The following is a 20822-nucleotide window of genomic DNA, read 5'->3' as shown; positions in this document are numbered from 1 at the left end:
CGAGGTTACCGGACGGAGTGATAGCTGCCCGGGGTGGTGCCGAACTGTTTTTGAAAGGCGCGAGTCAGATGGCTTTGATCGGCGAAGCCGGCCATCTGCGCCGCATCGGCGGGGGAATGTCCGGCGCTTAACAGCCGACGCGCCAGCCGTACCCGGGACTGCACCAGATAGGCATGCGGGGTAATGCCCGTTTCGCGGGCGAAGCCGCGGATCAGCTGGAAACGGCTCATGCCGCACAGCGCGGCGAGCATGTCGAGGGAGGTTTTTTCCTCCGGCGCATCATCAAGATACTCTTTTGCCAGCGCGATGGTCGGGGAGTAACGGGCCGGTGCCGTCCGGACGAGACGATGGCAGCCGGTTGCCCGCAGCAGACAGAGCAGCAGCCCCTCTTCAAGCGCCGTCTCATCGCCCGTGCGGGCGGTGATTTCAGCGAACAGTCGCTGCATGAGCAGGCGCAGCGGCGGGTCGTCGACCACCGGGCGCAGCAGGATATCCTCACTTTTAACCGCGCCCTGAAATTCATCGACGACGAGCTGCGGATCGAGGTAGAGCATTTGCCAGCTGCGGGGACCGTTCAGCGGTACGCCATCGTGCATTTCTCCCGGGTTGACCATAATGATCTGCCCGGCCGAGGCGTCAACCTGGCCAAGATGACTCCACGAGCGCTGGGCACCGCGAATGAAAATACCGAGGCCAAACTGCTCGTGAGCATGGCGCGAAAAGTGCTGTTCGGTCAGCAGCGACATGGCCTCGAGACCGGGGAGAGGCAAGTGATGCTGCTGGACGTGATGGATGCGGGGCGCCATGTGCTCCTCCCGAAGCGGTTTTGTGCGAGTGTAGTCCGCCGATCGTCACTTCCGCAAGCGCCGGACCGGCTTGTATTTGTCCGATGCTGAACGTAACATTTAACTAACATACTTTTGACCGGGCGAGGGGAGTCTGCATCGCGCCGGCGTTCGCATATAGCGAACGGCAACACACTGGATTAACCATGGATATTAAACAGCTCAAATACCTGATCGCACTCGATCAAACGCGTCATTTTGGCCAGGCCGCGGCGCTGTGCCATATCACTCAGCCGACGCTTTCGATGCGCATCCGCAATCTGGAAGAGGAGCTCAATCTGGTTCTGATTCAGCGCGGGCAGCGGTTTGAGGGGTTTACCGCGGAAGGCGAACGTATTCTGGCCTGGGCGCGGGCGCTGCTGGCGGCTCATGACGGGCTGGAGGCGGAAGCGGCGATTTGTCGCGGCCAGATGGTGGGGCAACTGCGGGTAGGGATGGTGCCGCTGGCCAGCCTTAACCCGATGCAGCTGATTAAACCGCTGGCCGGGAAGTACCCGGAGCTGCAGTTCAACCTGCTTTCTCTCACCTCGGAGCAGATTATCGATGGCGTCAGCCGTAATCAGCTCGATCTGGGCATTTGCTACCTTCACCACGTCGATAGCCAGCTTTTCAACATTAAGCGGCTGCCGGCAACGCGAATGGGGTTGCTGCATGATAAACGCCATTTTCAGTTTGCCGAAGGGACGCCAGACTGGGAAACGATGGCCGCATTACCGCTTGGTTTTCTCACTAAAGGAATGCATTACCGTGAATCCATTGAGATGAGTTTTAAGAGTAAAGGGTTCACGCCGAAATATGTTTTTGAGAGCGATTCTACCTTCCAGATTATCCAGGCGGTGCAGGCGGGAATTTGCTGCGCCATTATGCCGCTCAACAATGGTCTGGAGGCGTTAAGCGATAATCTGGAGATTATTCCCATCGCCGAAACCGAAGTAGAGTCAATGCTGGCGCTGATCATGCGCAACCAGCAGCCGGTCTCGTCACTGGCGGAGAAATGTTTTGCCGATGCGCAGGTCATTTTTAATTAATATGGCCGGGGGATGGGAGGCCGTCCCTGGGGCTCAATGGCATATTCATTTGGCAGACTATGGCTTAGTGCGCTGACGATTGCCCGCCATGAGCCGACTGCGCCGCCGATAATCACCCGGCGGCGCAGCGGACAGTCAGATATTTTCCAGCTCGATACCGCGGGTTTTCGGGCCGTAAATACCCACCGAGAGCATCACCATCAGCATGCTGGCCACGATGAAGCTAATCACCCCCGGGGTGCCGGCGTATTGTAAAATCAGGCCGATCAGAAGGCTGGTGAGCGCCGTTGACAGGCGGCTGAACGAGTAGCAAAAGCCCACGGCTCTGGCGCGAATCCGCGTCGGGAAGATTTCCGCCTGGTAGGCATGATAGCTGATGGTCAGCCAGGCGTTGGACCAGGTAATCATAAACCCGCAGACAACCAGCATCACCGGATTATTCTGCAGCGCAAACAGGGTACCGAACACCACCGTCATCAGCGCGGAAAGAACGATCTGCCACTTATTCTCAAACCGGTGGACAAAGCGGGTGCAGAACAAGCAGCCCAGCGGGTAGGCGAGAGTGATAAAAAAGGCGTACAGCAGGCTGTGGGTAATGCTCGCCCCCTGGCCGGAAAGCAGCGCCGGCAGCCAGTTGCCGAAGCCAAAAAAGCCGATCGCCTGAAAGAAATTCATCACCATCAGCATGAGGGTTCGTCTGCGGTATTCCGGCGCCCAGATCTCTTTAAAGGTTCCACTTTTGCGCTGCGCTTCCCGGGTGTCAGGGATATGCTGCGGCGAAGGCGTGACGCCACAGCGCCGCTCCATCTGACACATCACCGCGTGCGCATCCGCATGGCGACCTTTCACCTCCAGCCAGCGGGCCGACTCCGGCAATTTTTTGCGGATGACCCAAATGATCAGCGAACACAGTGCGCCAAAGATAATCACCCAGCGCCAGCCGCTCAGGCCGAACAGCGTCGTCGGGACCAGCATCCATGACATCAGCGCGACGGCGGGAACCGAGAGAAACTGGATAAAAAAGGCAAAGGCGAACGCTTTGTTGCGCAGATGGGTCGGGACCCATTCGCTCAGGTAGGTGTCGATGGTCACCAGTTCAATTCCCAGCCCAATACCAACCAGGAAGCGGCACAAGATGACCCCTTCGGCGCTGTTCTGGAAAGCCATCAGCAGTGAAAATGCGCCGTACCAGGCCAGCGCAAACATAAAGGTTAATCGGCGGCCCAGCTTGTCCGCCAGCGGCGCCATCAGACTGGCGCCGATAAATAATCCGAAGAAGGTGGCCGAGGCAAATGAGGCCTGATCGGAGATGCCAAAAATGCCCTGTTGGTCGGTATGAAAAATATGTTCTGCCAGCAGTCCGGTACTGATATACCCGGTCTGAAAAAGATCGTAGAGCTCAAAGAAGCCGCCCAGCGCCAGCAGAGTAATAAACGACCACAGGCCGACAGAGGCAGGCAGGGCATCAATGCGGCGGGTTAAGCTGGAGTGGGGGTGTTCTGCGGGTGCAAAAGACGCATCCCCCAGAACCTGGGTGGTAGACATATTATTATTTTCCTCAGATAAAATGTTTGCCTGCTAATGTTATTAGATTGTTAATGGTTTTAAATTTTTAATTCCTCTTTCCATGGGACTTCCACAGCAAAAAATCTCGCCGATATGCAAAATGTCTACTGGATACGCTGGTTTCTTCGTAGAGTGGCCGACGGATTTGAAGTAAATGACCATGACACCGGCGGCCAGCATGATGCGCTGAGCCGCTGCTTAGCGGCCCACTTTTACCTGCGGCGGCAGCGCCTGTAATATCCGCTCTGCTTCCGATCCGGTCAGCGAATAATCGAAAAAGCGCTGATAAAAATCGCGGGTGATGGCGATCATATCCAGATCGTTAAAACGCTGTGGTTGCAACCGTTTCGCCGCCCATTGGATCTGCAGCGCACTTTCCGTGCCGTAGCGATCCCACGGGAACACGCCTGCCGGATTCTGCCAGACCTTGCCGTTTTTTACCGCCCGTAGCGGCGCGAACAGCTTGCCATAAGCCGAGTGCTGTAAATCGCCGCACCCGGCGCCGAGGATGATGATATCTGGCTGCCAGGCGAGCACTTTCTCCGGGGAAATTTCCTGCATATTGCCGGAGATTTCCGCCGCGGCGTTTCGCCCACCGGCCAGGTGAATCCAGGTATCGATTAGCGTATGGCTGCCGTCAACCTTAAGAGGCTTCAGCGACTGGATATGCAGCACCCGCGGCCGCTCGCCGTCCGTCAGACCCCGGTTGCGCTGAGCGGTGACGGCGATAACCTGTTGCAGATACCGGTTGTACGCCTGGGCCCTGGCCCGAACCTGGGGCGTATCGAAGACCGCTGCGGTGGTCTCTACGGCGTGGGCCAGCGACGGGTAGTCGGTAAAGTGCATTTCCATCACGGCTAATCCCGCCTGGCGATAGGCGTCCGCATCGCCATTGCCCTGCGCCACAAAGACCACCTGAGCATCGCGCGTCAGCAGCGCTTCGCTGGTGAAGTGGGGGCCGCGACTTATCAGCACCTGATTGAGCCGGGGAGCGATATGAAACATCCACGGGCGGCTATCCGGACGGTTAACCGTGGCGACGATACGGTCGCCGACGCCGAGCGTCATCAGCAGCGAGTGGTGCGCGAACCACCCCTCTGCCACCTGAGTCACCCGATCGGGCAATATCACCGGGTGCCCGGCATCGTCCGTCACCTGACGGTCGGCCAGCACCGGGAAAGCGAGTAGCAGCGAAAGCAGACCAGCGGCTATCTTTTTCATGTCGTTCCTCAGAAATCAAACTGTACTGACGCCGTCGCTTCGCGCGGTGCGCCGGGCTGAGCGCTGGCGTAACCTGCGCCGGTATAGCCTGTCAGCGCGCCGGGCACGATGTTGGTCCAGTAGTGGCGATTAGTAATGTTAGTAATTGCTAACCTGAAGGTGGTGTCGGTGCCAAACAGTCGGGTGCGGTAGTTGCTGCCGATATCCACGGTGGTATAGCTGGCGACCCAGCTGTCATTGGCATTATCCGTCGCCCGGCGCCCGACGTAGTGAATATTGCCGTTGACGTCGAGTCCAGGAACCGGGTCGATGCTGTAAATGGCCAGCAGGTTGGCGGTGAAGCGCGGCAGGCCGACAACCTGCTTATCATCGGCATCCGCGCTCGAGGTATTATGCAGACGCGGGTCGAGCCAGGTAGCGCCGCCGAACAGTCGCAGGTTAGAGGTGACGTGTCCGTCGGCCATCAGCTCCAGCCCGCGGTTTTTTTGCGTACCGTCTTCGGCAAAATCGCCGCTATCGTTGGTGTAGGCGAACGGACGTTCGGCCTGGAATAGCGCCGCGGTTAAGAGCAGGTCGCGGTGCGGGGCATATTTCGCGCCGACTTCCAGCTGATGGCTACGATAAGGGTCGAGAACCTCTCCGGCATTGCTGGCTCCGGCCGGCGCCGTGTCGCCCTGTTGCATGCTGTTTGCCCAGGTCGTGTAGAGCGTCACATTCTCCACCGGTTTATACATCAGACTGGCTGAGCCGCTGGTACCCCGGTCATCATGATTGCTGCTGCGATTTCCGCTTTTGTTGTAATTGTCGACGGTGAACAGGTTTTCGCTACCCGAGAGCAGCAGGCTCCACTGCGGGGTGAAAGTCAGCGTATCGCTCAGTAAAAAAACGTGCTGCGTGGTGGTGGCCGAATGATAGCGGTCGGTAAAGTCCGGGTAAGCAGGGCGGGCGTAATCCGGATTTTCCGCCAGCGAGGCGTGTCCCAGCGTTTGCGTCCCGCCGTTGCGTGGATTGTCGTTTTTCCACACGAAACCGCGCATGCCGACCGCCAGATCATGCTGCAGCCAGCCCGTCTCAACGCTGCCGGTAAGATTGGCAAGATAGCTGTTGATGGTAAAACGGCTGGCGGCAGAGTTGGCGGTTGTGGTGGTGTAATGGCCGCGATTGTCGGTGAGCGTATTGGTCACGGCGGTGGATTCGCGGTCGGCAATCTGGCGCAGTACGCCAATGTCCAGCAGCCAGTTACCGTCAAAATCATGCTTAATATGCAGGCTTCCGGTTGTGGTGGTGTCGTCGTTGCCGGCGTAGTACTGGCCATATTGGCTTTTGGTCGGATCCAGCGGCGACGGGAAACGGGTGCCTTTTGCGAGGGCAAAAGTTCCGGGAAGACCTTTTTGATAGAAGTGGTAGTAGCTGAAATTGCTCTCCAGCACCGTCTGGTCGGTCAGCTGGAAGTCGAGCGCCAGACCCGCATACTGGTTGCGCTGACGGCTACCGTGGGTATAGCTGCTGCCGTCCTGATCCCGCAGATTGAGGCGATATTTTACTCTGTCGGCCGCGTCAACCGGCCCGCTCAGGTCCAACGCGGCATTCGCGCCGGAGGCGGTCCCACCGCCAACGGTTACCCTGCGCAGCGGCACATCGGTAGGCCGTTTCGAGACCAGGTTAAACATGCCTGCCGGGTTCGCCGGGCCATATAACGCGCCGGCCATACCGTTCAGTACCTCAATGCGTTGAAACTGTTCAGCGGGGTACTCGGTGGTCGACACCACGTTCAGGCCGTCAATCATGCTGTTCTGGACCACGCTGCCCTGCATACCGCGGGTTTGCGGACGAACGCCGTCGCCCTGGACGGAGGGCAGATAACGGTAGATATCTTTGACGCTGCTGGCCTGCACCTGGCGGGTCAGAGAGTCGGAGAGCGTCTGCACGGACCACGGAACGTTAATCAACTTCTGCTTGCCGAGGTTGCCTACCGTAGCCTGCTGTTCAGCGGCAGGCGTAACATCATCAAGGGATTGCGTAAGCGGTTCTGCGGTGACAACCAGGGTTTCTGCCGCATATACGGGCATCGCCGGCATAATGAGAGAACAGGGAATCATCCCGGTAAATAAAACGAGTTTATATGAGCGCATTAATTTTGAGTTCAGACGAATGAAAGCGGAATGAGGCGGGTAAAATCTCGTCTCTGTCTGAAGGGTACGGTTTTTATTTGTATGACAAAAAGATAAAAAACATCGCTGTATATGTCAATATATAACGTTGGTTTTTGTAGGTCGGCACAGTCAACCTGCTACTGAATAAACAATGCTATTTATCTGTTTTTGCAGGTTTTAGTCTGCTGATGTGCCCCTGAAGAGAGCGATGGATTTTTTTCAGGTCCGCGAGAGGTATAAAACCGTTGTGCTGCAGATAAGCTTGTTATTGTCGTTCAGGGAAGGTGTAATTGATGAGGATTCCTCATCTTTTTCCGGGGCAGATGCGCCGGTAACACCACGAAGAGCGAAAATGACGCAAGGAATGACTGAATTCAGGTTTACTTCGTTTATGGCGCAGCGGGCTCAGGAGCTGGCGTTGGCCCTTGATGCAGATCAGCAGGCGCTGGTTAATCAACTGGACACGCTGGGGAGCGGACTGACCTCAGGCAAGGCCGCCGGCGCCAAAGGGCTGTACGTCTGGGGGCGTACCGGGCGCGGTAAAAGTTTTATTATCGATCATTTCTTTACCAGCCTGCCGCTGGCGGAAAAGCGCCGGGTGCATTTCCACTATTTCTTTCGCGAACTGCATCAGCGGCTGAACGCGCAGCCCGCGCTAACCCTGCCTGAGGTGCTGGCACAGATGACCGACGGCTGTCGACTCCTGTGTTTTGATGAGTTCCATCTGCACGATCCGGGCGACGCCATGTTGGTGAAAGCGCTGCTTACGCTGCTGTTCCAACGCGGCATCATTCTGCTGGCTACCTCCAACTACCCCCCGGATCAATTACTGGCTAACCCGCTGTATCACGAACGTTTTGTGCCGTCGATTGCGCTGATCAAACAGCACATGACGATAGCCGCGCTCAATGGTGAAGAGGATTACCGGGCGCGCCATGCGCCGGCGGAAAATCCATTCTGCCGCGGGAGATTTCTGGTGCAGCCCTCTGCACAAACCCGCCAGCGACTTGAACTACCGGATCCCTGCGTCAGCGCGCAGCCGCTGCAGGTGGGCTATCGTACGCTGCACGCCGCCTCGGCGCCGGCGCATTTTCTGCATTTTACCTTCAACCAACTGTGCATGGCGGCAACATCGGTGATGGATTATCTGGCGCTCTGTGAACGGCATGAGCGCTGGCTACTGGATGCGGTTCCGCCTTTGCGTCAGGCAGGCCCGGCGGCGCAGCAGCGTTTTATTAATCTGGTGGATGTGCTCTATGAAAAGCAGTGTCAGCTGATCGTGGTGGCTGCCTGTGGACTGAGCGAACTGGTGGCGGATGTCGAACAGGAAGATATTCAGCGTACCTACAGCCGGTTATTGCAGCTGGGGAAAACATAAGAGGGGAAGGGGAAAAGCCCCGGCGGGCATAGCGCCAGCCGGGGAGGGAGATTACAGATCGTAACGGTCGAGGTTCATCACTTTGGTCCAGGCCGCAACAAAGTCCTTAACCAGTTTCTCCTGAGCATCCTGGCAGGCGTAAACTTCCGCCAGCGCCCGCAGGACTGAGTTCGAACCGAAGACCAGGTCGGCGCGGGTCGCGGTGTACTTGCTCTCACCGCTCTGACGATCGCGGCCTTCGAACAGTTCGCCCTGCTCGTCGGTAGCGTTCCAGACGGTGGCCATGCTGAGTAAGTTGACGAAGAAGTCATTGCTCAGGACGCCGACGCGATCGGTGAAGACCCCGTGCTGGCTGCCATCATAGTTGGCGCCCAGCACCCGCAGGCCGCCCACCAGCACCGTCATTTCCGGCGCGGTCAGCGTCAGCTGCTGGGCTTTATCCAGCAGCAGCGTTTCTGTCGAGACGCCACCTTCGATACGGCGATAGTTACGGAAACCATCCGCCAGCGGTTCCAGCAGATCGAAGGACTCGATATCCGTCTGATCCTGACGAGCATCCACCCGGCCCGGCGCGAACGGTACGCTGACCTGCACACCGGCAGCCGCAGCGGCCTGTTCGACACCCACGACGCCTGCCAGCACGATGATATCGGCCAGCGACGCTTTACCCGAGGCTTTCTGAATGGCCTGCAGCGTCGGCAGCACTTTTGCAGCAACGGCGTTCACCGGCCACGATTTCTGCGGATCCAGCGCCAGACGCGCACCGTTAGCCCCGCCGCGTTTGTCTCCGCCGCGGAAGGTGGAGGCAGAGGCCCAGGCCACCGACACCAGCTCGCTGACCGACAGTCCGGCATCGGCGATGGCGGTCTTCAGCGTCGCAATATCCGCCGGCGTTGGGTTGTGGATGGCGGCCGGTAACGGATCCTGCCAGATCAGGTCTTCTTTCGGCACTTCCGGTCCGAGGTAGCGCGATTTTGGCCCCATATCGCGGTGGATCAGTTTGAACCAGGCGCGGGCGAAGGCTTCATTAAAGGCCTGCGGATCGTTGAGGAAGCGACGGGAAATCTTGCCGAATTCCGGGTCAAAGCGCAGCGTCAGGTCGGTAACCAGCATGGTCGGCTTGCGTTTTTTCTCCGGATCGAACGGATCGGGGATCAGGTCCGGGGCGTCTTTAGCTTCGAACTGAATAGCGCCAGCCGGGCTGCGGGTCTGGACCCACTCGTATTTGAACAGGTTCTCGAAGAAGTAGTTGCTCCACTGGGTCGGGGTCTGTGTCCAGACCACTTCCAGACCCGAGGTGATCGCATCGGGACCGGCTCCGCTGCCGTAGCTGTTTGACCAGCCGAGGCCCTGCGCTTCAATCGGTGCGGCTTCAGGTTCTGGGCCTACGTGAGTGGTTACCGCTGCGCCGTGGGTTTTACCGAGAGTATGACCGCCGGCAATCAGCGCGACGATCTCTTCATCGTCCATTGCCATGTTGCCGAAGGTGGCACGAATGGCGGCGGCGGCGGAGAGCGGGTCGCCGCTGGCGTTCGGGCCTTCCGGGTTAACGTAGATCAGGCCCATTTCGGTGGCCCCCAGCGGCTGTTGCGCCAGGCTTTCCGGGTGACGATGTTCGAGCCAGGCCTTTTCATGGCCCCAGTCCACGTCCAGATCCGGTTCCCAGACATCTTCACGACCGGCGCCGAAACCGAAGGTGCGGAAACCGGCGTTTTCCAGCGCGACGTTACCGGCCAGCATATAGAGGTCGGCCCAGGAGATTTTCTGGCCGTATTTTTGTTTTACCGGCCACAGCAGGCGACGGGCTTTATCGAGGCTGACGTTATCCGGCCAGGAGTTCAGCGGCGCAAAGCGCTGCTGTCCACGGCCTGCGCCACCGCGACCGTCAACGGTACGATAGGTGCCTGCACCGTGCCAGGCCATACGAATAAACAGCCCGATGTAGCTGCCCCAGTCTGCCGGCCACCACTCCTGCGAATCGGTCAGCAGCGCTCTCAGGTCTGCCTTCAGCGCGGCATAGTCGAGTTTTTTGAACTCTTCACGGTAGTTAAAGTCTTCGCCGAGGGGATTTGAGCGGTTGGAATGCTGGTTCAGCAGGTCCACGCGGAGTTGATTAGGCCACCAGTCGCGGTTGGCGGTGCCGCCACCGGCACTTTGTGTGGGCTTCCCTGCGTGAAAAGGGCACTTCCCGGCGGATGCGTTGTTAGATGAATCGTTAGACGTGCTCATATCAGGCTCCGTTTGCTTTTGTGAATGCCATTACGATATACACTGCAACCAATAAGTGATACTTGAAAGAATCTACGGAATTAATAGTTATATCCTTTTAACAACAGGTGACAAAGAAATCCATAAAAAATTTGTGGATTAAAGCCAAAATACGTAAAGCAGCTTACGTATTTTCTTATTAGCTAATCAGTATAGGACACTGTAGCGAAGCCTCTGGTGATAAAAGCAGCGGTTGCAAAAAAAGCTAAGCAGGTGAATTCTGGTCATTTACTGGTTTCCGTCGCGACGACAAGAAATAAGATTACCGCGGTCGAGTTCCTGCGTTTATATAACCCGGTAGTGCTTGCAAAATGCGCCCGGGCCTGTTTTTGCTTGATTGCCTGCGGCGGGTCGTTGGTCGCACAGATGACCTGCACCAAAGTTACGCATTGCCCCAAAACCACTCCCCATTGTGGTGTGATGCCACGCTACTTTCAGTTATCTCACTGAATTAAAAAGAACAATTTTCTGGCATGCCCTTTGCAATCAATACATCAGAAGGCAGCGCAACAGACAATCAAGATGATCCAATAGCTGGCTAGGGTTCCGGTTCACGCAGGTGAATGTCTGGTCCGAGAGCTGGCGACCTCTGCGAGGTTACACGGCGGGACAAAAGCCCGGGAGACAGCAGCACCGTCAGGTGTCGCGCTGCTCCTGTTTTTGTGCCAACCAGAGGTTCATAATGAAGACATCCCGTGTAATCCGCTTGTTCATGCTGTCGCTGGCGCTGCTGGCCAGTTTCCCTTCCTTTGCCGCCGTAAAAAAAGAGTTCAACGTCTGCTGGACGATCTATGCCGGCTGGATGCCCTGGGGCGCCATCAGCAACGAAAAAATTATTGATAAATGGGCCGCGAAATACGGCATCAAAATCAATATCGTCCAACTCAACGACTATATCGAGTCGATTAATCAGTACACCGCCGGTCAGTTTGATGGCTGCACCATGACCAACATGGATGCGCTGACGATCCCCGCAGCGGGCGGCGTCGATACCACCGCGCTTATTACCGGCAGCTATTCCGACGGCAATGACGGCGTGGTGCTCAAAGGCAGCGCTAAAACGTTAGCCGATCTGAAAGGGATGCAGGTCTATCTCCCTGAGCTGTCGGTTTCGCACTATCTGCTGGTTCGCGGTCTGGAGAAGGCCGGTCTGCAGGAGAAAGATGTCAAAGTGGTGAATACCTCCGATGCCGATATTGTCTCCGCTTTTGGCACCAGCAGCGTCCGCGCCGCCGTGGCGTGGAACCCGCAGCTGTCGGCGATTAAAAAGACCCCGCAGACCAGCGAAGTCTTTAGCTCAGCGCAGGTTCCCGGCGAGCTTATCGACATGATGGTGGTCAACACGCAAACCCTGAAAGATAACCCCGCGCTGGGTAAAGCCCTGACCGGCGCATGGTTTGAGATGATGGCCAAAATGCATGCCGGAGATGCCCAGGCGCTAAACGCGATGGCGGCAGATTCCGGCACCGATCTTGCTGGCTACCAGGCGCAGCTGAAAACGACTCACTTGTTCTGGACCGCCGCCGAAACCCTGACATTCATCTCCAGCCCGGAGCTGGCAAAAACCATGCAGCGCGTGGCGCAGTTTTCATTTGATAAAGGGCTATTGGGTGAAGGGGCGCAAAGCGCCGACTTCATTGGCATGCGCTTCCCCGGCGACGTCACCGTCGGCGATAGCGCCAATACCCGACTGCGCTTCGACGATAGCTATCTGAAAATGGCCGCCGCCGGCCAGCTGTAATCATTGATGACGGGAGTGAACGCCATGCGCCAAATTAACCGCCATCCACAGCAGGGCATGCGGCTGATGCTATTGCTGCTGCCCTTTGTGTTGCTGATCGCCGCCTGGTTTATCGGCTCCGCTATTCGCCTTGAGGCTAACCCGCAGGACAAGCTGTTGCCCGGTTTGTCGCAGATGGCGGCGGCCGTCGAGCGGATGGCGTTTACGCCGGACAAACGCAGCGGCGAATACCTGCTGTGGGGCGATACGCTGATCAGCCTGACCCGCCTGCTCATTGGGCTGGCGGTGTCCGCGCTGATTGGCCTGAGCATCGGGATCGTTGCCGGCGTGTTTCCGCTCTATCGCGCGGCGCTGTCGCCGTTGATGACCGTGGTCTCGATGGTACCGCCGCTGGCGATCCTGCCGGTACTGTTTATCGTCTTCGGTCTCGATGAACTCTCTAAGGTGATGCTGATCGTGATTGGCATCACGCCGATGCTGGCGCGCGATCTTGAACAGCGGGCGCGGGAAATCCCGGCGGAACTGTTTATCAAAGCCCAAACCCTCGGCGCCAACAGCTGGACGGTGGTCCTGCGGGTGGTCCTGCCGCAGCTGCTGTCCCGTCTGATCACCTCGCTGCGTTTGCTGCTGGGATCGGCCTGGCTGTTTCTGATATCGGCGGAGGCGATTTCCGCTACCGCCGGGCTGGGCTACCGCATTTTCCTCGTGCGGCGTTACATGGCGATGGATGTGATCATCCCCTATGTCATCTGGATAACCCTGCTGGCCTGGCTGATGGATCTGGGGCTGCGCCAGCTGCATAAAGTCTGCTTCCCGTGGGCCGAAGGAGGCCGGACATGAGTTTTATCCGCATCAACAATATCTGGCAGGAGTACGGCGACCATGTGGTGCTGGAGCGCATCAATTTAGAGGTCAAAGAGGGGGAGTTTTGTTCAATGGTCGGCGCTTCCGGCTGCGGGAAATCCACCTTTTTGCGCCTGCTGCTGGGGCAGGAGCAACCGACCCGGGGGGCGATTACGCTCGACGGTCAGCCGCTGGCTCCCGAGCCGGATCGCAGCCGCGGCGTGGTGTTTCAACGTTATTCGGTCTTCCCGCACCTGAGCGTGCTGGATAACGTGACCGTCGGTCTGGAGCTGCCATCTTCGCCGTGCTTTGGCCGTCTGTTCGGTGCCCGCAAGCGCGCTGCCCGCGAACAGGCGGCACAGATGCTGGACAAAGTGGGGCTCGCCCACGCCCTGGACCGCTATCCGGCACAGCTGTCCGGCGGGATGCAGCAGCGGCTGGCGATCGCCCAGGCCTTTGTGATGCAGCCGCGGGTTCTGCTGCTCGACGAACCTTTCGGCGCACTCGACCCCGGTATCCGTAAAGATATGCACGCACTGCTGCTCCAGCTGTGGAGCGAAACGCGAATGACGGTCTTTATGGTCACCCACGATCTGGCCGAAGGATTCAACCTCGGCACCCGTCTGCTGGTCTTCGATAAGGTACGCCACGACCCGCAGGCTCCCAACGCCTATGGCGCGCGCATTACCTACGATATTCCGCTTAATGAGACCCGGATGTCGCAGATGCTCAGCACCGGTACCGATAACAATGTCTATGCCTTAAGGAGATAGCCCGATGACAGCGCTTTTTCATACCTCACCAAATCTGCGCGAAGAATTTTTGCCGGGCGGGGGCCATACCTCGTTCATTTTGCGCCGTGGACAGATCCTGCGTTTGACCGACATCGAGGGCGGTGCGAACGTCAGCATGATGATGCTCAACCCGCACGAGAAAAGCGAGCGTCTGAACCTGCCGGACACCCTCAAGGGACAGCACACCGCGCGACTGACGGCCGGACACTGTTTCTACTCCGATATGGGGCGGGTACTGGCGGGCATTATCGCCGATAGCTGCGGCTGGCACGATCCGTTCGGCGGGGTGCTCAATGCGCAAGAGACGGAAGAAAAATATGGTGCCGGTCGCTACCAGGAACTGCGCAACACCTTCCATCGCAACGGCACCGATAATCTGCTGGTCGAAATGGGTAAATGGGATCTCGGCCTCGAGGATCTGCTGATGGTGGTCAACTTGTTCAGCAAAGTCACCGTCGACAGCGAAGGGCGCTTTCAGTTTTGTGCGGGCCATTCCACCCCGGGTAGCTACGTTGAACTGTTCGCGCCGATGGATGTACTGATGGTCCTCACCGCGCTGCCGCATCCGATGAACCCGTCTGACGAATATGCTCCTCGTCCGGTCCAGCTGGACTGGTATCAGGCCGACGATGAGCAGGCGGCGGTCGAATCGCTGTTTACCCGCGATGAAAACCAGCGCGCCTTCACCAACACCCACCTGTTCGCCCTTTGAGGAGCCTGCGATGAGCCTTGTGACCAGTACCCGTAACCCCGCCGATGCCGTCTATCGCCACGTGATTCCCGCAGGCGAACCCTGGCTGTTCGAAATCAAAAAGGGGCAGACCCTGCGCCTGCTCGATCTGGAAGGCAACCAGGCTGTCGATACCCTGTTTTATTGCGCCGACAGCCCACGCGAGCGTTACGATCCGCAGCGCACGCTGCGCCGCCAGGGCAACGCCTACCTGACGACCGGCAGCGTGCTGTACTCCAACCTCGGGAATCCGCTGTTGACCATCGTGGCCGATACCTGCGGGCGCCACGATACCCTCGGGGGGGCCTGCGCGCAGGAGAGCAACACCGTGCGCTATGCGCTGGATAAACGCTACATGCATAGCTGTCGGGATAATTTTCTCTGCGCCTGTCTGCATGACGGCCGGCTGCATAAGCGTGATATTGGCGCCAATATCAACTTTTTTATGAACGTTCCGGTGACGGAAGCCGGCGGCCTGACTTTTGAAGACGGGATCTCTGGCGCCGGGAAGTACGTCGAGCTGCGCGCGGAGCGCAACGTGATCGTCCTGATCTCCAACTGCCCGCAGCTGAATAACCCCTGCAACGGCTGGAATCCGACGCCGGCGGAGGTGCTGGTATGGAACTGACCCGTTGGCAGCGCTGGCGCCTGCTGGCCTGGCGTCTGTTTGCCGTTCGCGCCGACCGCCTGTTAAGCACACCTTCGCGCAAGCCCTGAATGCTTGTGCGCCTCGGGGACGGCCCCGGGGACGTCGAATTTTTTGGCGGGACGACCCGCCACGACGCGAGTCCCTTGTATGTTCAAAACCTTACTGATTGCTAACCGCGGCGCCATTGCCTGTCGAATTTTACGCACCCTGCGCGCGATGCAGGTGAAGGGCGTAGCGGTCTATTCCGACGCGGATCTCAGCAGCCTGCATATCCGTGAAGCCGATGAGGCGATCGGCCTTGGCGACGGCCCGGCGGCGCAAACCTACCTGATGACGGAAAAAATCATCGCCGCCGCTGTAAAAAGCGGGGCCGAAGCGATTCATCCCGGCTACGGTTTCCTGTCGGAAAACGCCGCCTTCGCCGAGGCATGTGAAGCTGCCGGGCTGGCGTTTGTTGGCCCGACGCCCGCTCAGCTCCGCACGTTTGGCCTGAAACACACCGCCCGGGCGCTGGCCAAAGCGCAGGGCGTGCCGCTGCTGGAGGGGACCGGTCTGCTGGCCGATAGCGTTGAAGCGTGCCGGGCGGCGGACGCCATCGGTTATCCGGTGATGTTAAAAAGCACCGCCGGGGGCGGTGGTATCGGGATGCGCGTCTGTCGCGACGCCCGCGAGCTGACGGACGCTTTTGAGACCGTACAGCGGCTGGGGCAGAACAACTTTAGCGATGCGGGCGTGTTTCTCGAAAAATACATTGAACGCGCGCGCCATCTGGAAGTGCAGATATTCGGCGACGGGCAGGGCGAGGTCATCGCCCTCGGGGTGCGCGACTGCTCGATACAGCGGCGCAATCAAAAAGTGATCGAAGAGACTCCGGCGCCCAATTTACCCACCGCAACGGCGGAGGCCCTCTGTGCGGCGGCGGTCGCGCTGGGCAAAGCGGTCAGCTATCGTAGCGCCGGGACGGTCGAATTTGTCTATGACAGCGCGGCGCAACGCTTCTATTTTCTCGAGGTGAATACCCGGCTCCAGGTGGAACATGGCGTCACCGAGCAGGTGTGGGGCGTCGACCTGGTGCGCTGGATGGTGGCGCTGGCGGCCGGAGATTTACCACCGCTCACTGCGCTGCTGGCCGATCTGACTCCACGGGGGCACGCTATCCAGGCGCGTATTTATGCGGAGGATCCGGGCCGGCAGTTTCAGCCATCGCCGGGTCTGCTGACCGAGGTGCTCTTTCCACCGGCGGACGGCGAAACGCTTCGCATCGATCGTTGGGTAGAAGCCGGCTGCGACGTGCCGCCATTTTTTGATCCGATGCTGGCCAAAACGATCGCCTGGCGGCCAACCCGCGCAGAGGCTATCGCTGAACTGGCCCGGGCGCTGGCGAACACCCGCCTGTATGGCGTGGAAACTAACCGCATCTATCTCCAGCAGATTCTGGGCTTTGAACCCTTTACCCAGGGTGAACCCTGGACCCGTTGCCTGGAACAGCTGAACTATCGGGCCGCCACCGTCGAGGTACTCAGCGCCGGGACGCAGACCAGCGTCCAGGATTTTCCCGGACGGCTGGGCTACTGGGCGGTGGGCGTCCCGCCGTCGGGGCCGATGGACGATCGGGCGCTGCGTCTCGGCAACCGGCTGCTGGATAACCCGACGGGAGCAGCGGCGCTGGAAATCACCCTGAACGGGCCAACGCTGAAGTTTCATTGCGCAGCCCTGGCGGTGGTGAGCGGCGCCGGCGTCCCGGTCACCCTTGACGGTATCGCGCAAGAGATGAACCGCGTATTGCCGATCCCGGCCGGGGCGACGCTGAAAATCGGCGCCGTCGAAGGGGCGGGGGTCAGAAGCTACCTCTGCCTGCGCGGCGGCATCCAGGTGCCGGATTATCTGGGCAGCAAAAGTACCTTTACTCTTGGACAGTTTGGCGGCCATGGCGGACGGGCGCTGCGCAGCGGGGATGTTCTGCATCTGGCGCCAGACGGCAAGGGAGAAACTGGCGCCGCGCTGCCTGTTGCGCTGGTGCCGCCGCTGGCAACGGTGCGTACCCTGCGGGTGATTTACGGTCCGCACGGTGCGCCGGAATTTTTTGCCGCAGATTACATCGACACCTTTTTTGCCACCGACTGGGAGGTGCATTTTAACTCCAGCCGTACCGGCGTGCGGCTGATTGGCCCTAAACCGCTGTGGGCCCGCGACAGCGGCGGCGACGCGGGGCTGCATCCGTCGAATATTCACGATAACCCTTATGCCGTCGGCGCGGTTGATTTTACCGGCGATATGCCGGTTATTCTTGGCCCCGACGGCCCGAGCCTCGGCGGTTTCGTCTGCCCGGTGACGGTGATTGAAGCCGATCTCTGGCAGCTGGGGCAGTTGAAAGCCGGCGACAAGGTGCGTTTTGTCGCCGTGGATCTGTCCACGGCCCGTCGACTGGCGGCTGGCTACCGGGAGGAGCTGGCGACGCTGGAGGCAATGCCCGTGGCGTGGCAACCCGCGCGGTTAACTTCCCCCGTGGTGATGAGCTGCGGAGAGGCGGATAAGCGTCTGGTGGCCCGTCTTTCCGGCGATACCCATCTGCTGCTGGAAGCGGGAGAGGCGGAGCTCGATCTGGTGCTGCGCTTTCGCATTCATGCTCTGATGCAGGCGCTGGAAAGCGGCTCCCGCGCGGGGGTGATTGACCTGACGCCAGGTATTCGCTCTCTGCAAATTCATTTCCAGCCGGAAACCCTGACGCTTGACGCGCTGTTGAGCTGGGTGAGCGTGGCGTGGGCGGCGGTGTGCGTCAGCGACGATCTGCAGGTGCCGACCCGGGTGGTACATCTGCCGCTGTCGTGGGACGACCCGGCCTGTCGCACCGCTATCGATAAATATATGACGACCGTACGGCGCGACGCGCCATGGTGCCCGAGTAACCTCGAATTTATCCGCCGGATTAACGACTTACCGGACGAACAGGCGGTATGGCAGACGGTGTTCGACGCCAGCTATCTGGTGATGGGGCTGGGCGATGTCTATCTTGGCGCGCCGGTGGCGACGCCGCTCGATCCGCGTCATCGTCTGGTGACCACCAAGTACAACCCGGCGCGTACCTGGACGGCGGAAAACTCGGTGGGGATCGGCGGGGCCTATCTGTGCGTCTACGGTATGGAAGGTCCCGGGGGCTACCAGTTTGTTGGCCGAACGCTGCAGATGTGGAATCGCTATCACGAGGTCGCCGACTTCGCCGGTAAACCCTGGCTGCTGCGCGTCTTCGACCAGCTGCGTTTCTACCCGGTTTCTGCCGAGGAACTGCAACAGATCCGCCGCGATTTTCCGCTTGGCCGCTATCCGCTGCGCATTGAGCACAGCACTCTGCGGCTGGCGGAGTACCAGCAGTTTCTGCAGCAGGAAGCGGTAAGTATCGACGCTTTTCGCCAGCATCAACAGCGCGCCTTCAATGATGAACGCGAACGCTGGATAGCCAGCGGCCAGGCGCATTTCGATAGCCAGGAAGTCCCGGCTGACGCGGGTGTCGAGGCGCCGCTGCAGCGCGGACAGCAGGGCGTGGAGAGCCCGATCTCCGGCAATCTGTGGCAGGTGCAGGCCGCCGCGGGGAGTCATGTGCGCGCCGGCGACGTTCTGGTGGTGCTGGAGTCAATGAAAATGGAGATCCCGCTGTTGGCGCCGTGCGACGGCGTGGTGCAACAGATGAATGTTCAGCCGGGGGCGTCGGTACGCGCCGGGCAACGTGTGGCAGTGATCCTGGAGGAGAACGTATGAGTCAGCCAACCTTTGATTTACGTCTTGCGACCCTGGCAGAGGCGTATCGCCGCGGCGAATTGACGCCGCGCGCGCTGCTGGCCGATATCCGCCAGAAGGCGCAGACGCTGAATCCGGAGTATCAGTTGTTCATTCATATACTGACGGCGGAAGAGCAGGAGCCCTGGCTGGCGGCGCTGGATACGGTTGCGCCGGAGACGCTACCGCTGTACGGCGTGCCGTTTGCCATCAAAGATAATATCGATCTTGCGGGAATTGCCACCACCGCCGCCTGTCCGGCCTTCGCCCGCACCGCGACTGAGGATGCCACTATCGTGGCCCAGCTGATTGCCCTCGGCGCTATCCCGGTCGGCAAAACCAATCTCGATCAGTTTGCCACCGGCCTGAACGGAACGCGTTCGCCCTACGGCCGCTGCCGTAACGCTTATCATGCGGACTATCCCTCCGGTGGATCCAGCGCCGGTTCCGCGCTGGCTGTCGCGCTCGGAGTGGCCAGCTTCGCCCTCGGAACGGACACCGCCGGCAGCGGGCGGGTCCCGGCTTCGCTCAATAACCTGGTGGGACTGAAGGCCAGCAAGGGACTTATCTCTACCGCCGGGGTGGTGCCGGCCTGCCGGACCCTCGACTGTACGACATTCTTTACCGCCACCGCCGACGAGGCCAGCCGGCTGCTGGCCCTGACCGCACGGCTGGATCCGCGAGATGCCTACAGTCGCCGCAACCCGCAGTGGAACAGCCGTCAGGCGTTTGGCGCCCCGACGCCGGGATTTCGCTTCGGCGTGCCGCAGACGCTGAATTTCCTTGGCTGTGCGCAGAGCGAGTCACAGTTTATGCAGGCGAAAGCACGGCTGATAGCCCTTGGTGGCGTGCCGGTCAACCTCGATATGACGCCGTTTCTTGCCGCCGCGCGCCTGCTGTACGACGGCCCGTGGGTCGCAGAACGTTATGCGGTGGTGGAACCGTTGATTACGCAGCAGCCTGAGGCGGTGCTGCCGGTGATTCGCGAGGTGCTGGCGAAAGCGCCGGATACCGATGCCGTGGCCACATTCCGCGCAATGTACCAGCTGCAAGCGTACAAGGCGCAGTGTGACGCGTTGCTGGAGACGCTGGACTGCGTGCTGACGCCGACCTGTCCGCGCCCGGTGACGCTGGCCGAACTGGAGGCCGAGCCGGTGCAGCGAAATGCCGATCTTGGCTACTACACCAACTTTATGAACCTGCTGGATTATGCGGCGGTGAATGTGCCGGTCGGTTTTCTGGCAAACGGATTGCCCTCCGGCGTCACCCTGTTTGGCCGGGCTTTCACCGACCAGTACCTTCTCGGTGTGGCCGACGCGTTCCAGCGCACACAGCCACTGCCGCTGGTCGGCGGGAATCTGCTGGCCGCATCGTTGCCTGCCGCCACCGGTAGCCACGATCGTATGCCGCTGGTGGTCTGTGGCGCCCATCTTGATGGCCTGGCGCTGAACGGGCAGCTGCGGGAGCGGGGCGGGCGTCTGCTGACGGCCATACAGAGCGCTCCGCGCTATCGGCTGTATGCCCTGGCCGATGGACGTCGTCCGGGGATGGTGCGTGATGAAAACGACGGCGCGGCCATCGCCGTGGAGGTCTGGGAGCTGCCCTCGTCGGAGCTGGGCTCGCTGCTGGCGGCCATTCCCGCACCGCTGGGGCTGGGCAAGGTCGAACTGTCCGACGGACGCTGGCTGAGCGGTTTTATCTGCGAAGGATACGGTCTGCAGGGGGCTACCGACATTACCGGCTACGGAGGCTGGCGGGCCTGGCTGACCCGCGGCTGACCCCGGGGCCTCTGCCTTAACCGGGCAGAGGCCTTTTTGTGACAATGTCACACTCAT

At 59.7% G+C, this 20822-nt stretch carries 14 protein-coding genes and 1 riboswitch; of the genes, 9 read left to right on the top strand and 5 right to left on the bottom strand.

What is annotated here, in order from left to right; translation table 11 throughout:
- Nucleotides 1–5 precede the first annotated feature (5 nt).
- Nucleotides 6–806: a helix-turn-helix transcriptional regulator gene (locus DSD31_RS13170; RefSeq protein WP_015584364.1), complete on the bottom strand. Its 801-nt coding sequence runs from the start codon at nt 804–806 to the stop codon at nt 6–8.
- A gap of 185 nt (nt 807–991) precedes the next feature.
- On the opposite strand from DSD31_RS13170, the gene DSD31_RS13165 reads away from it, so the two are divergent.
- Nucleotides 992–1873, top strand: a complete 882-nt coding sequence (locus DSD31_RS13165; RefSeq protein ID WP_113991097.1) for a LysR family transcriptional regulator — start codon at nt 992–994, stop codon at nt 1871–1873.
- Nucleotides 1874–2008: 135 nt separating this feature from the next.
- Here the strand turns inward: DSD31_RS13165 and DSD31_RS13160 are convergent, their stop codons facing one another.
- From DSD31_RS13160 to DSD31_RS13150, 3 genes are all read right to left on the bottom strand, one after another.
- Nucleotides 2009–3418: an MFS transporter gene (locus DSD31_RS13160; protein WP_113991096.1), complete on the bottom strand. Its 1410-nt coding sequence runs from the start codon at nt 3416–3418 to the stop codon at nt 2009–2011.
- A 219-nt stretch (nt 3419–3637) separates the two neighbouring features.
- Nucleotides 3638–4660: an ABC transporter substrate-binding protein gene (locus tag DSD31_RS13155; protein WP_104895644.1), complete on the bottom strand. Its 1023-nt coding sequence runs from the start codon at nt 4658–4660 to the stop codon at nt 3638–3640.
- A gap of 8 nt (nt 4661–4668) precedes the next feature.
- Nucleotides 4669–6792, bottom strand: a complete 2124-nt coding sequence (locus DSD31_RS13150) for a TonB-dependent receptor (protein WP_015584361.1) — start codon at nt 6790–6792, stop codon at nt 4669–4671.
- Between the two features lie 373 nt (nt 6793–7165).
- Here DSD31_RS13150 and zapE point away from each other — a divergent pair, with 373 nt between their 5' ends.
- Entirely contained in the window at nt 7166–8191 is a 1026-nt protein-coding gene (gene zapE / locus DSD31_RS13145; RefSeq protein ID WP_073972284.1) for a cell division protein ZapE, read from the top strand.
- A gap of 51 nt (nt 8192–8242) precedes the next feature.
- On the opposite strand, the gene katG is transcribed toward zapE, so the two are convergent.
- Nucleotides 8243–10420 carry a catalase/peroxidase HPI gene (gene katG, locus DSD31_RS13140; RefSeq protein ID WP_015584359.1) on the bottom strand — a complete coding sequence of 726 codons (2178 nt, stop codon included), beginning with the start codon at nt 10418–10420 and terminating at the stop codon, nt 8243–8245.
- 566 nt (nt 10421–10986) lie between these two features.
- Nucleotides 10987–11085, top strand: a riboswitch (guanidine-I (ykkC/yxkD leader).
- A gap of 56 nt (nt 11086–11141) precedes the next feature.
- Here katG and DSD31_RS13135 point away from each other — a divergent pair.
- The 7 genes from DSD31_RS13135 (at nt 11142) to atzF (ending at nt 20765) form a co-directional block, all read left to right on the top strand.
- On the top strand, nt 11142–12200 hold the full coding sequence (locus tag DSD31_RS13135) for a putative urea ABC transporter substrate-binding protein (RefSeq protein WP_088883976.1): 1059 nt from the start codon (nt 11142–11144) through the stop codon (nt 12198–12200).
- A 24-nt stretch (nt 12201–12224) separates the two neighbouring features.
- Entirely contained in the window at nt 12225–13040 is an 816-nt protein-coding gene (locus DSD31_RS13130) for an ABC transporter permease (RefSeq protein WP_004861825.1), read from the top strand.
- The gene (locus tag DSD31_RS13125) at nt 13037–13816 is read left to right on the top strand and encodes an ABC transporter ATP-binding protein (RefSeq protein ID WP_004861827.1); all 780 of its coding nucleotides are present in this window, start codon (nt 13037–13039) and stop codon (nt 13814–13816) included. Before DSD31_RS13130 ends, DSD31_RS13125 begins: the two co-directional genes overlap by 4 nt.
- 4 nt (nt 13817–13820) lie before the next feature.
- On the top strand, nt 13821–14549 hold the full coding sequence (locus tag DSD31_RS13120; protein ID WP_004861830.1) for an urea amidolyase associated protein UAAP1: 729 nt from the start codon (nt 13821–13823) through the stop codon (nt 14547–14549).
- Nucleotides 14550–14559: 10 nt separating this feature from the next.
- Nucleotides 14560–15195, top strand: a complete 636-nt coding sequence (locus DSD31_RS13115) for an urea amidolyase associated protein UAAP2 (RefSeq protein ID WP_004861833.1) — start codon at nt 14560–14562, stop codon at nt 15193–15195.
- Nucleotides 15196–15363: 168 nt separating this feature from the next.
- Nucleotides 15364–18969, top strand: coding sequence for an urea carboxylase (gene uca, locus DSD31_RS13110; protein ID WP_113991095.1), 3606 nt, complete (start codon nt 15364–15366; stop codon nt 18967–18969).
- Nucleotides 18966–20765, top strand: coding sequence for an allophanate hydrolase (gene atzF, locus DSD31_RS13105; protein WP_113991094.1), 1800 nt, complete (start codon nt 18966–18968; stop codon nt 20763–20765). Before uca ends, atzF begins: the two co-directional genes overlap by 4 nt.
- Nucleotides 20766–20822: the final 57 nt, after the last annotated feature.

Origin of the sequence: Klebsiella sp. X13, assembly GCF_003323835.1 — a bacterium.
GTDB lineage: Bacteria > Pseudomonadota > Gammaproteobacteria > Enterobacterales > Enterobacteriaceae > Klebsiella > Klebsiella ornithinolytica.
Note: the sequence above shows the minus strand (reverse complement) of the source record. Positions and strands in the feature narration are given on the sequence as shown.

What these genes read in the sequence shown, in the direction of transcription:
- DSD31_RS13170 (WP_015584364.1), bottom strand. Translation starts at nt 806, where the DNA reads ATGGCGCCCCGCATCCATCACGTCCAGCAGCATCACTTGCCTCTCCCC.
- DSD31_RS13165 (WP_113991097.1), top strand. Translation starts at nt 992, where the DNA reads ATGGATATTAAACAGCTCAAATACCTGATCGCACTCGATCAAACGCGT.
- DSD31_RS13160 (WP_113991096.1), bottom strand. Translation starts at nt 3,418, where the DNA reads ATGTCTACCACCCAGGTTCTGGGGGATGCGTCTTTTGCACCCGCAGAA.
- DSD31_RS13155 (WP_104895644.1), bottom strand. Translation starts at nt 4,660, where the DNA reads ATGAAAAAGATAGCCGCTGGTCTGCTTTCGCTGCTACTCGCTTTCCCG.
- DSD31_RS13150 (WP_015584361.1), bottom strand. Translation starts at nt 6,792, where the DNA reads ATGCGCTCATATAAACTCGTTTTATTTACCGGGATGATTCCCTGTTCT.
- zapE (WP_073972284.1), top strand. Translation starts at nt 7,166, where the DNA reads ATGACGCAAGGAATGACTGAATTCAGGTTTACTTCGTTTATGGCGCAG.
- katG (WP_015584359.1), bottom strand. Translation starts at nt 10,420, where the DNA reads ATGAGCACGTCTAACGATTCATCTAACAACGCATCCGCCGGGAAGTGC.
- DSD31_RS13135 (WP_088883976.1), top strand. Translation starts at nt 11,142, where the DNA reads ATGAAGACATCCCGTGTAATCCGCTTGTTCATGCTGTCGCTGGCGCTG.
- DSD31_RS13130 (WP_004861825.1), top strand. Translation starts at nt 12,225, where the DNA reads ATGCGCCAAATTAACCGCCATCCACAGCAGGGCATGCGGCTGATGCTA.
- DSD31_RS13125 (WP_004861827.1), top strand. Translation starts at nt 13,037, where the DNA reads ATGAGTTTTATCCGCATCAACAATATCTGGCAGGAGTACGGCGACCAT.
- DSD31_RS13120 (WP_004861830.1), top strand. Translation starts at nt 13,821, where the DNA reads ATGACAGCGCTTTTTCATACCTCACCAAATCTGCGCGAAGAATTTTTG.
- DSD31_RS13115 (WP_004861833.1), top strand. Translation starts at nt 14,560, where the DNA reads ATGAGCCTTGTGACCAGTACCCGTAACCCCGCCGATGCCGTCTATCGC.
- uca (WP_113991095.1), top strand. Translation starts at nt 15,364, where the DNA reads ATGTTCAAAACCTTACTGATTGCTAACCGCGGCGCCATTGCCTGTCGA.
- atzF (WP_113991094.1), top strand. Translation starts at nt 18,966, where the DNA reads ATGAGTCAGCCAACCTTTGATTTACGTCTTGCGACCCTGGCAGAGGCG.